Here is a 15,654-nt window from a genome sequence, read left to right as displayed (position 1 = left end):
ATGCGCCCGAACATGACTCACTCATCCCGCTTGCGAGGCGAAGGTTTAGAGGGAAATACGATCGACGATCGCCTGCGTTCAGCATCGTTCCCGACGACCGCCGGAGCGATAGGTATCGACGATCGAATCCGATCAACGCAGTTCGCGAAGGGCGTGGCGCAGGCGCGTCAGCGCTTCGTGATGCAACTGGGACACGCGCCCTTTCGTCAGTTGCATGTCCTCGGCGATCGCGGTGAACGGGATGTGCTCGAAGTAATGCGCGACGACGATACGGCGCAGGCGTTCCGGCAGCCGGCTCACCGCCGCGGTGAGGCGGGAATCGATCTGGCTGCGCTTGACGTAGGCATAGGCATCGTCGCCGCGATCGACCGCGGCGTGATCGAGCAGATAGCCGATGCCCAGCCCGATGATCGCCTCGACCACGCCCTCGAAGGGATCGTCGTCGTTGCCGTGGAAGTGCGACAGGCGCTCCGCATGGCGGGAATCGTCCGGAGCCACGCCGCGTTCGCGCAGCAGCGCGCGCAGTCCGTTGAAGACCGCACCGCGGACCCTGGGCTTGGCGAACGCGCGGAAATCGACGCCGCGCTCCGGGTCGTAGCGGGTCATCGCGTCGAGCATGCCGAGTTCGGCGTTCTGGACGAAATCGTTGCAGTCGAGGCTGTAGACGGACACGCGGCGGTAGACGTTGCGGCCGACCGCGGCCGCCCAGGGCATGTAGAGATGGAACAGATGATCGCGCGCCGCGATGTCGGAACTTCGGCGATAACGCTGCCAGAGTTCCGTTTCGGCGACGGCTTCGATCCCCTGCGACATGCGGCGCTCTAGCTCCAGTAACTGCTCAACAGCGCCCGCGACACCAGGACCCATCCGTCGATCAGGACGAACAGCAATATCTTCAGCGGCAGGCTGATCGTTGCCGGCGGCACCATGATCATGCCCAGCGACATCAGCACCGCGCCGACGACCAGATCGATCATCAGGAACGGCAGGAAGATGACGAAGCCGATCTGGAACGCGGTCTTCAGCTCGCTGAGCAGGAAGGCCGGCGCCAGATGGCGCATGGCGATGTCGTCGATGGTTTTCGGCGCCGGCGCGCGCGCCATTTCCAGCACCGCGCGCAGGTCGGATTCGCGCGTCTGCCGGATCATGAACTGGCGCAGCGGCACCGCACCGCGGTCCAGCGCTTCGCGGGTATCGATCTGTTCGGCCATGTACGGGCCGATCGCGACCTTGTTCACCTCGTCGATCACCGGCGCCATCGTGAAATACGTCAGGCAGATCGACAGGGTGATGATGACGCTGTTCGGCGGCGTCTGCGGCAGGCCGAGCGCGTGACGCAGCAGCGACAGCACGATCACGATCCGGGTGAACGCGGTCATGCCGATCAGCATCACCGGGATCAGCGACAGCAGCGACAGCGCGACGAAATTGCGCAGCACCGGCGAATAGTCCTGTTTGAGGACATTGCCGACGGTATCGACCGGATCGGCGGCGATGGCCGCACCGGCGACGCCGAGCAGGCAGGCCAGGGCCACGATCGCCAGACGGCGCAGCGCGGTGCGCGCGGCGGTCGCGGGTCGTGCGGCGTCAGCGGGCATCGTCGGGCTCACGGTCGTCGGGCACGGTGTCGTCGTGCATGGAATCGTCGGGTGTCGCTGCAGCATCGTTTTCGATCTCTTCGACGGGAAGGTGTGACGCCTGGACATCTGACACGGGTACCAGGGTGGTCTGCGCGGTCGACTCGACCAGCAGGTAACGACGTTCGCCGTCGCGGATGCGATAGACCATCGTCTTCGCGCCGACGCGCAGCGCCTGTTCGACCTGCATCTGCGGACGGCCGGCGGCGCGTGCGGGCGCGGCGACGATCCAGCGATCGAGCAGGCCGCGTTTGCGCGCGAACTGCAGTCCGACGATCAGCAGCGCCAGCAGCAGGATCGCGGCGAACACCGCACCCCCGGCATCGGCGGCGAGACCGCCGCCTTCGTCGCGGTACGGAATCGGCTGCTGCGCGGTCTCGGCGCGGGGCTGCGCCGGCACCGGTGGGGGCGCCGTCGCCGGGATCGTTGCCGGTGTCGCGGTGGCGGGCGCTGCCGCCGTCGCCGGCGACACCGATGCGGTCGTCGGCATCAGGCCACTTCGATGATGCGGACGCCGAAGTGATCGTCGACCGCCAGCAGTTCGCCGCGCGCGACCGGCTTGCCGTCCAGCATCAGCGTCAGCGGCGCTTCGAGCAGCTCGTTCATCTTCACCACGTCGCCCGCCGCGAGCGAGAACAGCTTCTCGACCGACATCGTGACCGTGCCGACCTGCGCGGTCATCGCCACCTGGACATGGCCGATCAGACCGATGTCGCGACTGAGCGTGGCGGTGCGCGACGCGGCATCGGCGTCGGCATCGAAGGCCGGATCTTTCGCAAGATTGGTTTTCATTTCTGGGGATTCCTCTGGAGATGGGATTTCACGACTTTCAGCGCGCGATGACCGTCTTCCGCGACCAGCGTGCCGCGGAGGATCTCGCCGCCGTCGCCGGCGACGAGGCGCAGGCCGGCGCCGATCGGGATGGCGGTCTTGATGACATCGCCGGGCTGGAACGACAGCGAATCGACGAGCGGCGCGGTGCCCAGATCGAGCATCGCGTCGAAGGTGGCGTCGATCGTTTTCACCGCGTCGCGCCGCGCGACCAGCGCTTCGCCCGGCGGCATCCGCACCGGCACCAGCGCCGCGCACAGCGCCGAGTCGAAGTGCAGTTCGAAACGGATCGTGCCGACCGAGACCTGCACGCCGATGGCGCCGAAACGCGCGCCGATGTCGGCTGCGGCCGGCACGCCGGCGACCGGCGCCAGCGCGGTCGGCGCATTCGCCGGAAAGCAGGCGCGGGCCAGATCGGTCAACGCGCGCTGGCCGATGCCCGCCGCCAGCCCGGAGGTGTCGGCGACGGCGAGACCGGCGAGCCTGCAACCGAGATGCTCGAAGGTCGCACCGGCGACGCGCAGGCTCAGCGTCGCGCCGGCGTCGCCGAGCGCGTACCAGCGCACGTCGGCGGCCGCGATCTCGGAGCGCTGCGCCGTGAGCAGTTCGACCTCGACCGTCGGCCGCTGGGCGGCCGTGGTCCACTGCGCGATCCAGCGCTCGGCGCGCTCGAGCGCCAGCCCGCGCAATGCCTCCATGCGCGATGCGCTCTGCCAGCGGAAGGGCGTGACGCTCATCAGCCGCCCCGGGTGCTGTTGTAGAGCTGTTCGAGCATTTCGTTGCTGACGCTCATCACGCGCGAGCTGGCCTGATAGCCGCGCTGGATGATGATCATGTCGGCGAACTCCTGGGTCAGGTCGACGTTTGACATTTCCAGGCTGCCGCCGGCGATGCGACCGAAGCCGCTCTGGGTCGGGCGGCCGTAGTTGACGTCGGAAATGGTGGCGCCGGAAATCAGGCGACCGCCGTCGAGCGAGAGCGAGGCTTCGTTCGGGAAGGTCGCCAGCGCGATCTGCGGGCCGTCGCGACGCTCGGAAGCCGAGTAGATCAGTTCGAGGATGCCGCGCTCGTTGAACTTGATTTCGGTCGCGCCCAGCACGCCGTGGCCGTCGACCACGCGCGACGTCAGGTTGCTCGCGAGACCGCTGAGCGAAGTCATGCCGTCGAGCGCGCCGGGCGTGCCGAAGTTCATGGTGATCGCCTGGGTGGTGCCGCCCGCGACCGGCAGGGCGATGGCGACGGTGTTGAAGCCCGCCACCAGCGTGCCGCCGGCGTCGAAACGCACTTCGCCGGTACCGATCTGGGTGCCGGCGTCGTTGGTGATGCGCACCAGGAAGCTGCCCGGAGTGACCGCGGAATTGCTGGTGAAGGTCGCGGTGAGGTTGTGCGAACCGCCCTGCGCGTCGAACACGCGGATGTTGTTGACCGTGCTGGTCTGCACCGGGCTGCCGGCGGCGACCGCGGCGATGTTGCCGCTGATGCGCACGTTGGTGGTGGCGACGGCCGGAATCGAGCGGTAGTTGTCCAGATCGATCGGCGCGAGGTTGCCGGTCTGATCGTAGGCCATCACGCGATAGCCATTGACCGAATCGACGAGGAAGCCGTCGTTGTCGAAACGGAACTGGCCGGCGCGGGTGTAGTGCAGATTGCCGGCGAGGTCGGTGAGGATGAAGTAGCCGTCGCCCTCGATCGCCAGATCGGTGGCGTTGCCGGTCTGGCGGATGTCGCCGGACTGCGTGCGCAGGCCTTCGCCCGAGATCCGGGTGCCGCGTCCGCCGCCGATGTTCGAGAAGAACGAATCGCTGCCGCGGAAGCCGGGCGTGTTCATGTTGGCGACGTTGTTGCTGACCGTGTTCAGGCTCCTCGAAAAGCTGAAGAGACCGGAAAGGCTGTTGAAAAGTGCTTGGAACATGGGTGTCTCCTCAAGGTGTTCAGGGTCTGACGAGCGTGACTTGGGACAGGCGGATCGAGGTCCGGACATCGGTGCCGTTGGCGACGGTGAGCTGAGCGCCATCGGCGGTGAAGCGCACGGCGGTGACCGTGCCGGTGAACGCGGTCGCCAGTCCGCTGACTTCCACCTGGCGATTGAGCAGCCCCACCGCCTGGGTGGTCGCGTTCATCGACAGCAGATCGGTCGTGTTCTGGCTGGTCTGGCGGGATTGCTCCAGCGAGGTGAACTGCGCGAGCTGGGCGAGGAACTCGCGGTTGTCCACCGGCTCCAGCGGATCCTGGAACTGCAGCTGGGTCAGGAACAGACGGATGAAATCGTCCTGATTGATGGTGTTGTTCTGGGTGGTGTTGGTGTCCTGGGCATTCAGGACGCCACCGATGGCATCGACCGGCATGCGCTTACTCCCCTGTCCTGTTGGCATTTGGATCGCGGTCGGGGTTGCGCCAGAACTCGTGGCCGTTGACCACCACGCGCTCCAGCGAAACGCCGTGTTCGCGCGCGAAGGCGCGCAGGCTGTCGACGACACGGCGGGTCTCGTCGCCGTCCATGCGGTAGTCGCGCAACAGCACCACCGGATCGTGGCCATCGCGTTCGATCCACTTCATCCAGCGCGACAGCCATTCCGACACCACCGGCGTCGAAGCGGCGCCGATGGTCGCCGCACCCGATGCCTCGGCGCCGCGCGCGGTGATGCGCACCACGCCGGGCGGCAATACGCCTTCGCCCGCTGCGAGCACACCGGGCGGCAGGATTCCGTTCTGCAGACGGCCCTGTGCGTCGAAGTACGGCGAGCCCACATTGCCCGGCGGCGGCATCGCACCGGGCGCCAGGTTCGAGACCGCGCCGGGCGCGACCATGCCGGGCGCGCGCAGACTCTGATCCAGTCGACCACCGGCGGCGAGACGCCACGGCAACGACACCACTTCGCGCTCGCCGTTCGGCCCGCGGACATGGCATTGCAGCATCCGCGTCACGGCGTCCTGCGGATCGGTCGCGGCAGCGACGGCAACGGCCGGATCGCCGGAAACGAGACCGGGCGGCGTCGGCATGCCGGCCGCGAGATCGTGCGATGCGGGTTCGCCCGGCGCGAGCGCGAATGGACCGGGCAACGCGGACGTGGGCGGCACGGGTTCGCCCGGCGCCGGCATCGGCGGATTCGCATGCGTCGCATCGCCCGGCAGGTTCCGCGGCAGCAGGCTCAGCGCGGGATCGACCGCAGCCGGCAACAGCGAGGCTTCCAGCATCCCCGGCGGCAGCGGCGTCGCGAGCGCGGCCTGTCCCGGATCGCCGTGCTGTCCGTCGGGAGCGGATCGGCCATCGGGCAACGATCCGGATTCCGCGTCTGGATTCGACAGCGCCCATTCCAGGAACGAGGGCACGCCCGGCGGGGATTCCTGCGCCGCGGGCCGCGGCGGCAGGGGCGAAGCGGTCTGATGCAAGCGATCAATCATGGCGATTCTCCTGAGCGCCGACCGCGATGAGCGAGGCCATCCGGTCGAACAGACGTTTTTCTTCGAGATCGTTTTCCTGCAGGACCACGCGGTCGCAGCGGGTCTCGGCGACGCGACTCCGGGACCGCGCCTGCAGATGTTCCGAAACCGCCTCCTCGCGAACGCGATTGGCGGCATCGAGCGTGTCGCTGCGTGCGCGTACTTCGTCGGCAGCGCGCTGTTCGAATTCGTCGACCGCGCGCAGCCACCCGAGATCGAGAGCCTGTGCGCCGAGCAGTTCGTCGCGACGGTTGCGGATGGCGGCGACCACCGACTCCGCTTCGTCGACCGCGGCGCGCGCTTCGAGCACGCGCGCGGACGCCTGCTGGCATTCGCGTTCGGCCAGCGCTTCCTGGAACGCGCGCCAGCGCACGAGAGTGCGGATCGCGGTGGATTGTTTGGCGCTCATCCGGCGCCTCCCGGTTTCGGCACGTTCAGCGCGGCGGCGAACTGGCGCAGGCTGTCCGCGCGCGTCGAGAACTGCTTCGGCGTCTGCTGCAGCACCTTGTCCAGCGGCGCCTTGGCGTCGATGGCGGTGTCCAGCGCCGCGTTGACGCCGCGCTGGTGCGCGCCGAGCTCGATCAGATCGCGCGAGGCCGCGTACACCGCCATCTGCTTCTTCACGTCGCGCGCGACCGCCTGCTCGGTTTCGCTGGCGACATGGTTCATCAGTCGGCTGGCGCTGCGCAGCACGTCGATCGAGGGATGATGCCCGCGCGATGCGAGATCGCGATCGAGCACGATATGGCCGTCGAGGATCGCGCGCATGTGGTCGGTGACCGGCTCGTTCATGTCGTCGCCTTCCACCAGCACGCTGTAGACGCCGGAAATGGCGCCGCCGCTGCGCAGCCGGCCGCAGCGTTCGAGCAGGGTCGGCAGTTTGCTGAACACCGACGGCGTGTAGCCGCGGAAGGTCGGCGGCTCGCCGATGGCGAGGCCGATCTCGCGCTGCGCCATCGCGAAGCGGGTCATCGAATCGACGATCAACAGCACCGACTTGCCCTGGTCGCGGAAGTATTCGGCCATCGCATGCGCGGCGTGCGCGGCGTGCGCGCGCACCAGCGCGGGTTCGTCGGAGGTGGCCACGACCACCACCGAACGCTTGAGGCCTTCCGGGCCGAGCGCGTTGTCGATGAAGTCGCCGACTTCGCGTCCGCGTTCGCCGACCAGCGCGAGCACGGTCACATCGGCGACCACCTGCCGGGCGAGCATGCCGAGCAGCGTGCTCTTGCCGACGCCGCTGCCGGCCATGATGCCGACGCGCTGGCCGACGCCGAGCGTGAGCAGGCCGTCGATCGCGCGCACGCCGGTTTCCAATACCTGTTCGATCGGCGCGCGCGCCATCGGATTGATCGGTTCGCGATACAGCGGATAGGCATCGTCGAAACGCAGCGGGCCGGCATCGTCGAGCGGACGACTGAAGGCATCGACGACGCGACCGAGCAACGCATCGCCCACCGGCACGGTCATCGGCCGGCCGGTGGCGCGGATGATGCTGGCGGTGGAAATGCCGGCCAGATGGCCGTAGGGCATCAGCAGGGTGCGTTCCTGGCGGAAGCCGACCACTTCGGCCATGTAGCTGGTGCCCGGCTCGTGTTCGGATTCGATCTCGCACAGCTCGCCGAGCCGTGCTTCCGGGCCGATCGCCTCGATCACCAGGCCGTTGTACGACACGATGCGTCCGAGCTGGCGGCCGACCGGCAGCTGGCGGAGATTGGCGAGAAGACGGTCCCGGAAACGATTCACGCGCGCGGCTCCCGTGCCACGCGCGCGTCGCGAAGATCGGTGGCGCTGTCGTCGAGGCTCGCGAGCAACTGATCCTTCAACGCATCGAGACGATGCGCGAGGCTGATGTCGTAGAGGCCTTTTTCGCTCTCGATCCGGCACTGGCCGGGTGCGAGGCGCGGATCGCCCTCGACCCGGATGTCGTCGCTGGCGAGCGTGGCCGCGACCGCGGCGACGAGTGCGGGATGCACGCGCAGACGCACCGGACGCAGCGCGTATTCGGCCAGCGCCTCGCGGCAGAAGTCGAGCACCATCGCCTCATCGCGCGCCGCTTCGGCGACGATCCGCAGGGTCGCGGCGAACGTCGCTTCGACGGTCAGCGTCTCCACCTGGCGCTCGATCTCGGCGACCGCATCCGGCAACGCCGCGATCAAGGCTTCGAGCCGGCGCGTGGTGTCCGCCAGCCGCGCGGTTTCCTTCTCGAACTTCTCGCGCCATTCGCGCTCAGCGGCGAGCGCGCGCGTTTCGATCGCCTTCTCGGCATCGCGCATGCCGGCGGCATGGCCGTCCTTGCGGGCGGCGTCGAGCACGCGCACGCGCTCCTGTTCCAGCAGCAGGCGAGGATCCGGCGGCGGCGGCGCCTGCTCGGCGGCCACGACCGGCTCGCGCGGCTTGAACAGATCGCCCAGGCCGACGATGCGCGCATCCGCATCGACGCGTTCGATCCGTCCCGAGATCGGTTTGGCGGAGGTCGGCGTGGCGGACATCAGGCGGCCTCCTGCGACGACAGCAGGGCCACGACCTCGGCCTTGATCGCATCGGCGACCTTCGGCGGAAGCGTGCCCATGCGCACCAGTTCCTGCTTCACCTCCAGCGCCACCGCCGGATCGAGCAGCGACACGCAGAAATTGCGATCGATGCCGGGCCACGCCGCGAGCGCGCGCGCGAACCACACCGGCGGCAAACGGCGCGACAGCGCGACGATCTGGTCGAGTTCGAGCGAGGTGCGTGCGGTCAGGCCGCGCACTTCCTCGGCGAGCAACTCATCGACGAGGTCGGCCACCGGCCAAGGCATCGATTCGAGCTCCGCGATCAGGCGACGCAGCGGATCGGCCGCCGCGCGCGGCATGCGCGACAGCAACTGGCGACGGTCGCTCTTGCGCAGCGTCATCATCATCAGCGCGGTCTTGCGCTGACCCAACGTCGTGGTGGTCGTCGTGGTGGTCGGCGTCACCGCGGCCGGCTCCCTTCGTTCGTGCCGCCTTCGGCGAGGTTCCCTTCGGCCAGCCAGGCGCGCATCTTGCCCAGCACGGCTTCGCGTTCGGTCGGGCTGAGCGCGGCGGGCTTCTTCTGCATCGCGAACGCGACGATCACGCCCAGCAGCAGGCCGAGCACGACGAAGAACAGGATCTTGGGCAGCGCCGGCAGCGCGGCGACGTCGAAGCCGATCCGCACCGGCGCGCTTTCGCCCGCGGTCGCCGCTTCGTCGATTTCGATGCGACGCGCCGAGAAACCTTCCCCGCGGCCGAGACGCGACACTTCCAGACGATCGCCGCGCATCTCGTCGATGCCGGCCGCGGCCGCGATCAGCGATTCGATCCGGGTCACGTCGCCCTCGCCGAGCGAGGTCGGCAGGATCACCGCGACCGACATGCGCTTGATCTTGCCCGGCGCGCGCGAGATCTCCTCGCGCACCGTGCCGTGCAGGTATTCCACGTCCTCGTTGCTGCTGCGTGCGGCGTCGTCGCGTTCGTCGGCCAGCGAATTGATCCGCTTGCGCGCGATCACGGCATCGTTGCCGAGCGGCCGCTCGTTGACCTGGCGCACCGCGTCGAAGTCCAGGTCGACATCGACCGAGACGCGGTATTCGCCGTCTTCCAGCACCTGGCCGAGCAGTTCGGAAATGCGCGACTGGATCCGCAGTTCGGCCTGCGACTCGCTGTCGTCCTGCGCTTCCATCGCCTGCCCGCCCGACGGCGAACCGCCGCTGCCGGCGAGCAGTGCGCCGGTGGAATCCAGCACGGTCACCTGCTGCAGGCTCAGCCCTTCCACCGCCGCGGCGACGAGGCTGCGGATGCCGCGGATCTGCTGGCGCGACAGGGTTTCGCCCGGGCGCAATCCGACCGCAACCGAGGCCTTCGAGGTTTCCTGTTCGCCCACGAACAGACCGGGACGACGGATCGTGAGATGCACGCGCGCCGACTCGACCGCCGGCAGCGCGGCGATGGTGCGTTCGATCTCGCCCTGCAGCGCGCGTTGGTAGTTCACGCGCTGGGCGAATTCGGTGACGCCGAAATCGGAATCGTCGAACAACTCGAAACCGACGTTGCCGCCGCGCGGGATGCCGGCGGACACCAGCCGCATCCGGGTTTCGTACATCACTTCTTCCGGCACCGCGATGCCGGTGCCGCCATCGACGATGGTGTGCGGCACCTTCCATTCGTCGAGCGCTTCGACGATTTCCGCGGCATCGGTTTCCTTCAGCCCGCCGAACATCAGCTGCTCGCGCGGCGACAGCAGCCACCACAGCATGCCCGCGGTGATCAGGACGATGGCGAATACGCCGACCGCGAAACCGATGCGGGCGCCGCGTTCGAGGGCGTTGTAGAACTTGAGGGGATTCATGTCGGCGTCCCTGGAGATGGACTATTGGAGATGGCGGGCGGGCGTTTGCGCGGAGGATTCGGCGTGGAAGATCAGAGCTGCATGCGGGTCAGTTCCTGGTAGGCCTCCACCAGGCGATTGCGGACCTCGACCACCAGCATCAGATCCATGCGCGCGCGCTCCATCGAGATCATCACGTCGTGCAGCGGGATGTTCTCGCCGGCGGCGAGACTGCGGATCTGGCCGTCGGCCGCGCGCAGACTCTGGTCGACGCGGCTGAGGCCGTCGCCGATCATCGATGCGAAATCCAGACCCGATGCCTGCACGCCGGACGCCTGCATACCGGAAAACTGGGCGGCGGAAACGCGGTCGGCTGCGGCGACATCGGCCGCGAACGGCGTGATACCCGTGGGAGAGATCGCTTCGATGGACATCACTTGGCTCCGATTTCGATGGCGCGCAGCAGCATGTTGCGCAGGAAGTTGAACGAACGGACGTTGGCTTCGTAGCCGCGGCTCGCGGTCATCAGCGTGGTCATTTCCTGGACCATGTCGACCGCGGGATAGCGGACCATGCCGTCGGTGCCGGCCATCGGATGACCCGGGTCGTAGACCTCGCGCACCGTGGCTTCGGTCTCGCCCAACACGGGCGAACCCGCCATCGGCGCAGCGCCGACCGCATCGGCGAAATCGGCCGAGCCGGCGGCATTCGCACCGTCCACGCGCCAGCGCATCGCGCTCTGGCCCGGCGCGACCGGCACGTTGGCGCCGGCGATGTTGCGGCTGGCGGCATCCATGCGCAGACGCTCGTAGTTCATGGCGTTGCGCGACGCTTCGAGCACGGAATCGACAGGCATGCTCAGATCCTCCCGGCGATGGCGATGCGCATCAGGCCGAACTGTCGGCTGAGAGCTTCGGTGAGTGCCTGATATTCGACACCGGCGGTGGCGATGAGGCCCATCTGTTCGTCGAGCCGGATCGGGTCGTGCGTGGTTTCGGGACGGCTGGCCTGCAGCTCGCGCGCGGCCGCTTCGATCAGGCGCGCCGCCGCGGCTTCGTCGCCGGTCTTCGCCACTTCGTGCAGCGCGGCTTCGATCGCGGCAAAATCCACCTTCAGCGCGGTCGCGTCGGGCTTGCCGGCGCGGGCGACATTCATGCCCGCCACGCGGGCGCGGGCTTCGTGCAGGCCCAGGGCCAGACGCACGGCATCGATCGTGTTTTCGGCACTCATTCCATTCCCCTCGTTGCAGGACGATTGTTTGTTTGATCGCGCATCGCCGGATCGCGCTGTACGGAATCGTTCATCACTGGATCATCAGCTCGCCGTCGAGCGCGCCCGCGGCCTTGATCGATTGCAACACCGCGATCACGTCGCGGGTCGTCAGCCGTACCGCGCGCAGCGACGCCACCAGATCGGCGACGGTCGCGCCTTCCGGAATGCTCACCAGCGGCGCGTCGGCTTCGTCCGTGCGCAGGGTCGTGCGCGGCACCACCACCGACGCCACGCCGCTGCCGGGGCGCACCAGCAGGCCGCCGGGCTGCGACACCGTGTAATCGGTGCGGATCTCGACGTTGAGATTGCCGTGCGAAATGCTGACCGCGCCCAGGCGCACGTCGCCGCCGGCGACGATGGTGCCGGTGCGTTCGTTGACCACCACGCGCGCGCGGCGCTGCTGCTGGATGGTGAGGTTTTCCAGTCGCGCGATTTCGGCGACCACGCTGTCGGGCACGCGGCCGTAATCGACCACGACCTTGCCCGCATGCTCGGCGCGCACCGCGACGCCCGGCAGCGCGCTGCGGATCGACGCGGCGATGCGGTTGGCGTTGGTGAAATCGGCTTCGTTCAGCAGCACGCTGAGCGAACGACCGTCGCCGGCCACGCGCAGCGGCGAGGACTGTTCGACGGTGGCGCCGGACGGAATCCAGCCGACGGTCGGATGGTTCTTCTGGGTCGAGGCGGTGATGCCCTCGAACTGATAGCCGCCGACCGAAATGGCGCCCTGCGCGGTCGCGTACAGCCGGGCGTCGGGGCCCATCAGCGGCGTCAGCATCAGCGTGCCGCCGTTGAGGCTGCGCGCGTCGCCGGAGGACGCCACCTGCACGTCCAGCTCCTGGCCGGGCTCGGCGAAGGCCGGCAATTTCGCGGTGACGATCACCGCGGCCACGTTGCGGCTGGCGATGTCGGCTTCGCTGACGTTCACGCCGAAATTGCGCAGCGTGTTCGCCACCGACTGCACGGTGGCGCGGTTGCGGATGGAATCGCCGGAGCCGGACAGGCCGAACACCAGGCCGTAACCGGTGAGCGCGTTCTCGCGCACGCCGGCGATGCGGGCGATGTCCTTGATCTTGACCTCGGCGGCGACGGCCGGCGCGGCGGCGGTCGACGCGAGCAGCGCGGCGAGCGCGAAAGCGGAAAACAACGCGAAGGGACGCATCACATCAACCTCAGCCATTTGAACACGCGATAAAGGATGCTCTGGCGCTGCGACTCGCTGACCACGCCGACGCCGAGCAGTTCGAGGTCGGCATTGGCGATGCGGTTCGACCAGACCGTGTTGGCGGCGCTGATGTCCTCGGGACGCACCAGACCGCTGATCCGGATCTTCTGGCGTTCGCCGTTGACGATCAGCGACTGCTCGCCTTCGATGCGCAGGTTGCCGTTGGCTTCGATCGCCATGACCTGCGCCGACACCTGCGTGCGCAGTTCGCCGACGCGCGTGGTCTGCGCGCCGGAGGCGTTGCCGCCGTTGAGGCCGAGGGTGGCGTCGTAGGTCGTCGACGGCGAACTCAGGCCGACGCCGAGATCGAGCTCGCTGCCGGCCTCGGTGGCCGCCTGCGATTTCGCGCGCGTGGCTTCCAGCACCTGGATGGTGACGATGTCACCGACACGGTAGGCGCGATGGTCCGCGGCCAAAGCGCGATAACGCCCCGGATCGATGAGGCTTTCGCGTTGGCTGTCGCCCTCGCCTGCGACCGCATGCGATGCGGTGGCGAGCAGCGCAAGACCCAGGGCCGGGACCACCGTCCAGGCGGGCCGGTGGTGGCGTTTCATCGGGGATCTACTCTTCAAGACTCACCTTCTTTTTGTCGATGACTCGCGCGACGACCGCGCTGTCCGATGCGTCGGGACGCACCGCGATGGTTTGTCCGATGTGGCCGTCCGCGAGCGCGGTGCCGATCGTGGTGAGGCGCACCGGACCGCGCACGACTTCGATCGTCACCTGCTGGCGCTCCGCCACGTCGGGCATCGGTTCGAAATCGGACGGCAACACCGGCGCGCCCGCGCGCACGGCGCGACGCAGGCGCTGGCCGCGCAGCGCGTCGGCATCCGCGACCGCGGATCCGTCGCAACATGTCATGTCCACGTCTCCCGCCGCGAGACGCAGCGCGTCGCCGGCGGTCCTGGCGTTGGCGGCGTCGGCGTAGGTCAGCACGCGACGGACATCGGTCGTTTCGACCCACGCCGTCACCGTGCGAACCGCGCGGCCATCCACCGTCAGCCGCACCGGCACGCCGGCGCGCGCGCGCGGCCAGCGCCCGGCGATCGCGCCGACCTCGGCCTTCGCGCGACCGGCGGGCAGCGACTGATCGCGCACGCCGGAGATCGCGACGATCCGCGCGCTGCTGCCCGCCTCGCGCAGACGCTGCGCCAGCGCGAGATCAACTTCGCGCTGGATGTCCGCGGCCGGCAACGTCTGCGTCGCCGGAGAAGGCGAAGCGAGCGCGGCGGCCATGGCGAGGGCGAGAAGGCGGGACATGCGGTCGGGCGCGAGAATCGGCGTCGGAATCAGCGGCGGAGGTTGTTGATGGTTTCGAGGATCTGGTCGGACGCCTGCAGCACGCGCGCGTTGAGCTGATACGCGCGCTGGGCGAGCACGAGCGCGGTCATTTCCTCGACCATCTCGACATTCGCCAGCTCGACGTACCCCTGCTGCACGCTGCCGAAACCGTCCTCGCCGGGACGGCCGTAGGACGGCGCGCCGGCGGCGTCGGTGGCGCCGAAGCGGTTGTCGCCCAGCACGTCCAGCGCGTCTTCCGCGGCGAACGCGGTCAACTCGATCTGGCCGATCACCTGGCGGTCCGGCGAACCCGACAGGATCGCGGTGATTTCGCCGTTCGGCGCGATGCGCACGTTCTCGGCGTCGGCGGGCATCTGGATCGGACGCGACAGGCGCAGGCCCTGGACGTTGACGAGCTGGCCTTCGGCATCGATCCGGAACTGGCCGTCGCGGCTGTAGACGAGTTGGCCGTTCTCGGCCTCGAATTCGAAGAAACCGTGGCCATCGATGGCGAGATCCAGCGGATTCTGGGTGGCGCGCAGGTTGCCGGCCGCGAACATGGTCGAGGTTGAGTGGATGCGGGTGCCGTTGCCGCTGGAGTCGGCCGTGGCGCCGATGCCCGCGGACACGCCCGCGGTGGCCACTTCCACGAAGTTCACCCGGCTGCGCTTGAATCCGGGCGTATGCATGTTGGCGACGTTGTTGGAGATCACGTCGATCTGTTTCTGCTCGCTGCGCAGGCCGCTGGCCGAGATGTAGAGTGCGTCGATCATGCTGGTGTCCCTGTACGGAAGTCGTGACTGCGGAGGTGGTGCGGTGGAATGGCGTTCGGTGTTGCGTTGAAGCGTTTCGTGTCCTGAAGCGATTTGCGGACCGCGCGAGGATCAGCGCGCAATCAGATCCTCCCCCGTCAGTTGCCGCCGATCTGGTTGATGCCGGTGTCCATCGCCTTGTCGTAGATGGAAATCGCGCGCTGCACCGATTCGGCGTGGCGCGTCGTCTCCATCAGGCGGACGGTCTCTTCGGCGGCGTCGACGTTGGCGCGTTCGATCGCGCCCTGGACCACGCTGCCCTTCCACTCGACGAGATCGCCGTCGTAGGCGTAGGCGCCGTTGCCGACCGGATGCAGGCGCGAGGCGTCGGCGACGGCGACGATCTGCAGCTGGCCGACCGCCTGATCGGCGACGAAGACCTGGCCGTCGCGTTCGAAGCGGACCTTGCCGGCCGGCATCTGCAGCGCGCCCGAATAGCCGACCGCGACATCGCCGCTGGCGGTGACCAGACGACCCTCGGCGTCGGTGCGCAGCGCGCCGGCGCGCGACAGCAGGTGCCTGCCGTCGCGCTCGACCACGAAGAAACCGGGGCCGCGCAGCGCGATGTCGAGATCGTTGCCGGTCTGCGCCAGCACGCCGTCGCGCTGGTCGATCGCGGTGGACAGGCCCGTGCCCGAGCGGAGTTCCGCGGCCGTTCCCGCAACGGTCTGCGGATCGACGCCGGAGACGTTGAATTCGGGGATCGCGCGCACGCCGCGGTAGCCGGGCGTATGCATGTTGGCGACGTTGTGGCTGATCGTCGACAGCGTCTGCACGTCGTTGCTGAGGCTGCGGGCGATGGCTTGCAGGGTATCGGTCATGGGGT

Annotated in this window: 21 protein-coding genes; all 21 read right to left on the bottom strand. The window is 68.4% G+C overall.

The window, feature by feature from the left end; all coding sequences use genetic code 11:
- Positions 1-132: 132 nt before the first annotated feature.
- Entirely contained in the window at positions 133-813 is a 681-nt protein-coding gene (locus tag ABD974_RS19450) for a sigma-70 family RNA polymerase sigma factor (protein ID WP_345305000.1), read from the bottom strand.
- An 8-nt stretch (positions 814-821) separates the two neighbouring features.
- Complete coding sequence (gene fliP / locus ABD974_RS19445) at positions 822-1,598, bottom strand: flagellar type III secretion system pore protein FliP (protein WP_345304999.1); 777 nt, start codon at positions 1,596-1,598, stop codon at positions 822-824.
- On the bottom strand, positions 1,588-2,127 hold the full coding sequence (locus ABD974_RS19440; RefSeq protein WP_345304998.1) for a hypothetical protein: 540 nt from the start codon (positions 2,125-2,127) through the stop codon (positions 1,588-1,590). The genes fliP and ABD974_RS19440 overlap by 11 nt, the downstream gene beginning before the upstream one ends.
- Entirely contained in the window at positions 2,127-2,429 is a 303-nt protein-coding gene (locus tag ABD974_RS19435; RefSeq protein WP_345304997.1) for a FliM/FliN family flagellar motor switch protein, read from the bottom strand. The genes ABD974_RS19440 and ABD974_RS19435 overlap by 1 nt, the downstream gene beginning before the upstream one ends.
- Positions 2,426-3,205, bottom strand: a complete 780-nt coding sequence (locus ABD974_RS19430) for a hypothetical protein (protein WP_345304996.1) — start codon at positions 3,203-3,205, stop codon at positions 2,426-2,428. Before ABD974_RS19430 ends, ABD974_RS19435 begins: the two co-directional genes overlap by 4 nt.
- Entirely contained in the window at positions 3,205-4,380 is a 1,176-nt protein-coding gene (gene flgF / locus ABD974_RS19425; RefSeq protein WP_345304995.1) for a flagellar basal-body rod protein FlgF, read from the bottom strand. The genes ABD974_RS19430 and flgF overlap by 1 nt, the downstream gene beginning before the upstream one ends.
- Positions 4,381-4,399: 19 nt before the next feature.
- On the bottom strand, positions 4,400-4,813 hold the full coding sequence (locus ABD974_RS19420; protein ID WP_345304994.1) for a flagellar hook assembly protein FlgD: 414 nt from the start codon (positions 4,811-4,813) through the stop codon (positions 4,400-4,402).
- Positions 4,814-4,817: 4 nt separating this feature from the next.
- Positions 4,818-5,870, bottom strand: a complete 1,053-nt coding sequence (locus ABD974_RS19415; RefSeq protein ID WP_345304993.1) for a hypothetical protein — start codon at positions 5,868-5,870, stop codon at positions 4,818-4,820.
- Positions 5,863-6,318 (bottom strand): hypothetical protein, encoded by a 456-nt coding sequence (locus ABD974_RS19410; protein ID WP_345304992.1) that lies wholly within the window; start codon positions 6,316-6,318, stop codon positions 5,863-5,865. The genes ABD974_RS19415 and ABD974_RS19410 overlap by 8 nt, the downstream gene beginning before the upstream one ends.
- Positions 6,315-7,655: a FliI/YscN family ATPase gene (locus ABD974_RS19405; protein WP_345304991.1), complete on the bottom strand. Its 1,341-nt coding sequence runs from the start codon at positions 7,653-7,655 to the stop codon at positions 6,315-6,317. Before ABD974_RS19405 ends, ABD974_RS19410 begins: the two co-directional genes overlap by 4 nt.
- A complete protein-coding gene (locus tag ABD974_RS19400; RefSeq protein WP_345304990.1) occupies positions 7,652-8,401 on the bottom strand; it encodes a FliH/SctL family protein in 750 nt (249 codons plus the stop codon). Before ABD974_RS19400 ends, ABD974_RS19405 begins: the two co-directional genes overlap by 4 nt.
- On the bottom strand, positions 8,401-8,868 hold the full coding sequence (locus ABD974_RS19395; protein WP_345304989.1) for a hypothetical protein: 468 nt from the start codon (positions 8,866-8,868) through the stop codon (positions 8,401-8,403). The genes ABD974_RS19400 and ABD974_RS19395 overlap by 1 nt, the downstream gene beginning before the upstream one ends.
- Entirely contained in the window at positions 8,865-10,259 is a 1,395-nt protein-coding gene (gene fliF, locus ABD974_RS19390) for a flagellar basal-body MS-ring/collar protein FliF (protein WP_345304988.1), read from the bottom strand. The genes ABD974_RS19395 and fliF overlap by 4 nt, the downstream gene beginning before the upstream one ends.
- A gap of 71 nt (positions 10,260-10,330) precedes the next feature.
- On the bottom strand, positions 10,331-10,672 hold the full coding sequence (fliE, locus tag ABD974_RS19385) for a flagellar hook-basal body complex protein FliE (protein WP_345304987.1): 342 nt from the start codon (positions 10,670-10,672) through the stop codon (positions 10,331-10,333).
- The gene (locus ABD974_RS19380) at positions 10,672-11,094 is read right to left on the bottom strand and encodes a flagellar basal body rod protein FlgC (protein ID WP_345304986.1); all 423 of its coding nucleotides are present in this window, start codon (positions 11,092-11,094) and stop codon (positions 10,672-10,674) included. Before ABD974_RS19380 ends, fliE begins: the two co-directional genes overlap by 1 nt.
- Positions 11,095-11,096: 2 nt before the next feature.
- On the bottom strand, positions 11,097-11,468 hold the full coding sequence (locus tag ABD974_RS19375; RefSeq protein WP_345304985.1) for a hypothetical protein: 372 nt from the start codon (positions 11,466-11,468) through the stop codon (positions 11,097-11,099).
- Between the two features lie 73 nt (positions 11,469-11,541).
- The gene (locus tag ABD974_RS19370; protein ID WP_345304984.1) at positions 11,542-12,690 is read right to left on the bottom strand and encodes a flagellar basal body P-ring protein FlgI; all 1,149 of its coding nucleotides are present in this window, start codon (positions 12,688-12,690) and stop codon (positions 11,542-11,544) included.
- Positions 12,672-13,289: a flagellar basal body L-ring protein FlgH gene (locus tag ABD974_RS19365; RefSeq protein ID WP_345304983.1), complete on the bottom strand. Its 618-nt coding sequence runs from the start codon at positions 13,287-13,289 to the stop codon at positions 12,672-12,674. The genes ABD974_RS19370 and ABD974_RS19365 overlap by 19 nt, the downstream gene beginning before the upstream one ends.
- A 7-nt stretch (positions 13,290-13,296) precedes the next feature.
- Positions 13,297-13,995, bottom strand: coding sequence for a flagellar basal body P-ring formation chaperone FlgA (flgA, locus tag ABD974_RS19360; RefSeq protein WP_345304982.1), 699 nt, complete (start codon positions 13,993-13,995; stop codon positions 13,297-13,299).
- Between the two features lie 29 nt (positions 13,996-14,024).
- The gene (locus ABD974_RS19355; protein ID WP_345304981.1) at positions 14,025-14,789 is read right to left on the bottom strand and encodes a flagellar hook-basal body protein; all 765 of its coding nucleotides are present in this window, start codon (positions 14,787-14,789) and stop codon (positions 14,025-14,027) included.
- 137 nt (positions 14,790-14,926) lie between these two features.
- Complete coding sequence (locus tag ABD974_RS19350; RefSeq protein WP_345304980.1) at positions 14,927-15,649, bottom strand: flagellar hook-basal body protein; 723 nt, start codon at positions 15,647-15,649, stop codon at positions 14,927-14,929.
- Positions 15,650-15,654: the final 5 nt, after the last annotated feature.

It is taken from the genome of Lysobacter hankyongensis (genome assembly GCF_039543145.1).
Classification (GTDB): Bacteria; Pseudomonadota; Gammaproteobacteria; order Xanthomonadales; family Xanthomonadaceae; genus Lysobacter_I; species Lysobacter_I hankyongensis.
This window is presented reverse-complemented; position numbering and strand designations above follow the sequence as displayed.

Excerpts from the sequence above, each read along its gene's own strand:
- ABD974_RS19450 (WP_345305000.1), bottom strand. The coding sequence starts at position 813 with ATGTCGCAGGGGATCGAAGCCGTCGCCGAAACGGAACTCTGGCAGCGT.
- fliP (WP_345304999.1), bottom strand. The coding sequence starts at position 1,598 with ATGCCCGCTGACGCCGCACGACCCGCGACCGCCGCGCGCACCGCGCTG.
- ABD974_RS19440 (WP_345304998.1), bottom strand. The coding sequence starts at position 2,127 with ATGCCGACGACCGCATCGGTGTCGCCGGCGACGGCGGCAGCGCCCGCC.
- ABD974_RS19435 (WP_345304997.1), bottom strand. The coding sequence starts at position 2,429 with ATGAAAACCAATCTTGCGAAAGATCCGGCCTTCGATGCCGACGCCGAT.
- ABD974_RS19430 (WP_345304996.1), bottom strand. The coding sequence starts at position 3,205 with ATGAGCGTCACGCCCTTCCGCTGGCAGAGCGCATCGCGCATGGAGGCA.
- flgF (WP_345304995.1), bottom strand. The coding sequence starts at position 4,380 with ATGTTCCAAGCACTTTTCAACAGCCTTTCCGGTCTCTTCAGCTTTTCG.
- ABD974_RS19420 (WP_345304994.1), bottom strand. The coding sequence starts at position 4,813 with ATGCCGGTCGATGCCATCGGTGGCGTCCTGAATGCCCAGGACACCAAC.
- ABD974_RS19415 (WP_345304993.1), bottom strand. The coding sequence starts at position 5,870 with ATGATTGATCGCTTGCATCAGACCGCTTCGCCCCTGCCGCCGCGGCCC.
- ABD974_RS19410 (WP_345304992.1), bottom strand. The coding sequence starts at position 6,318 with ATGAGCGCCAAACAATCCACCGCGATCCGCACTCTCGTGCGCTGGCGC.
- ABD974_RS19400 (WP_345304990.1), bottom strand. The coding sequence starts at position 8,401 with ATGTCCGCCACGCCGACCTCCGCCAAACCGATCTCGGGACGGATCGAA.
- fliF (WP_345304988.1), bottom strand. The coding sequence starts at position 10,259 with ATGAATCCCCTCAAGTTCTACAACGCCCTCGAACGCGGCGCCCGCATC.
- fliE (WP_345304987.1), bottom strand. The coding sequence starts at position 10,672 with ATGTCCATCGAAGCGATCTCTCCCACGGGTATCACGCCGTTCGCGGCC.
- ABD974_RS19380 (WP_345304986.1), bottom strand. The coding sequence starts at position 11,094 with ATGCCTGTCGATTCCGTGCTCGAAGCGTCGCGCAACGCCATGAACTAC.
- ABD974_RS19375 (WP_345304985.1), bottom strand. The coding sequence starts at position 11,468 with ATGAGTGCCGAAAACACGATCGATGCCGTGCGTCTGGCCCTGGGCCTG.
- ABD974_RS19370 (WP_345304984.1), bottom strand. The coding sequence starts at position 12,690 with ATGGCTGAGGTTGATGTGATGCGTCCCTTCGCGTTGTTTTCCGCTTTC.
- ABD974_RS19365 (WP_345304983.1), bottom strand. The coding sequence starts at position 13,289 with ATGAAACGCCACCACCGGCCCGCCTGGACGGTGGTCCCGGCCCTGGGT.
- flgA (WP_345304982.1), bottom strand. The coding sequence starts at position 13,995 with ATGTCCCGCCTTCTCGCCCTCGCCATGGCCGCCGCGCTCGCTTCGCCT.
- ABD974_RS19355 (WP_345304981.1), bottom strand. The coding sequence starts at position 14,789 with ATGATCGACGCACTCTACATCTCGGCCAGCGGCCTGCGCAGCGAGCAG.
- ABD974_RS19350 (WP_345304980.1), bottom strand. The coding sequence starts at position 15,649 with ATGACCGATACCCTGCAAGCCATCGCCCGCAGCCTCAGCAACGACGTG.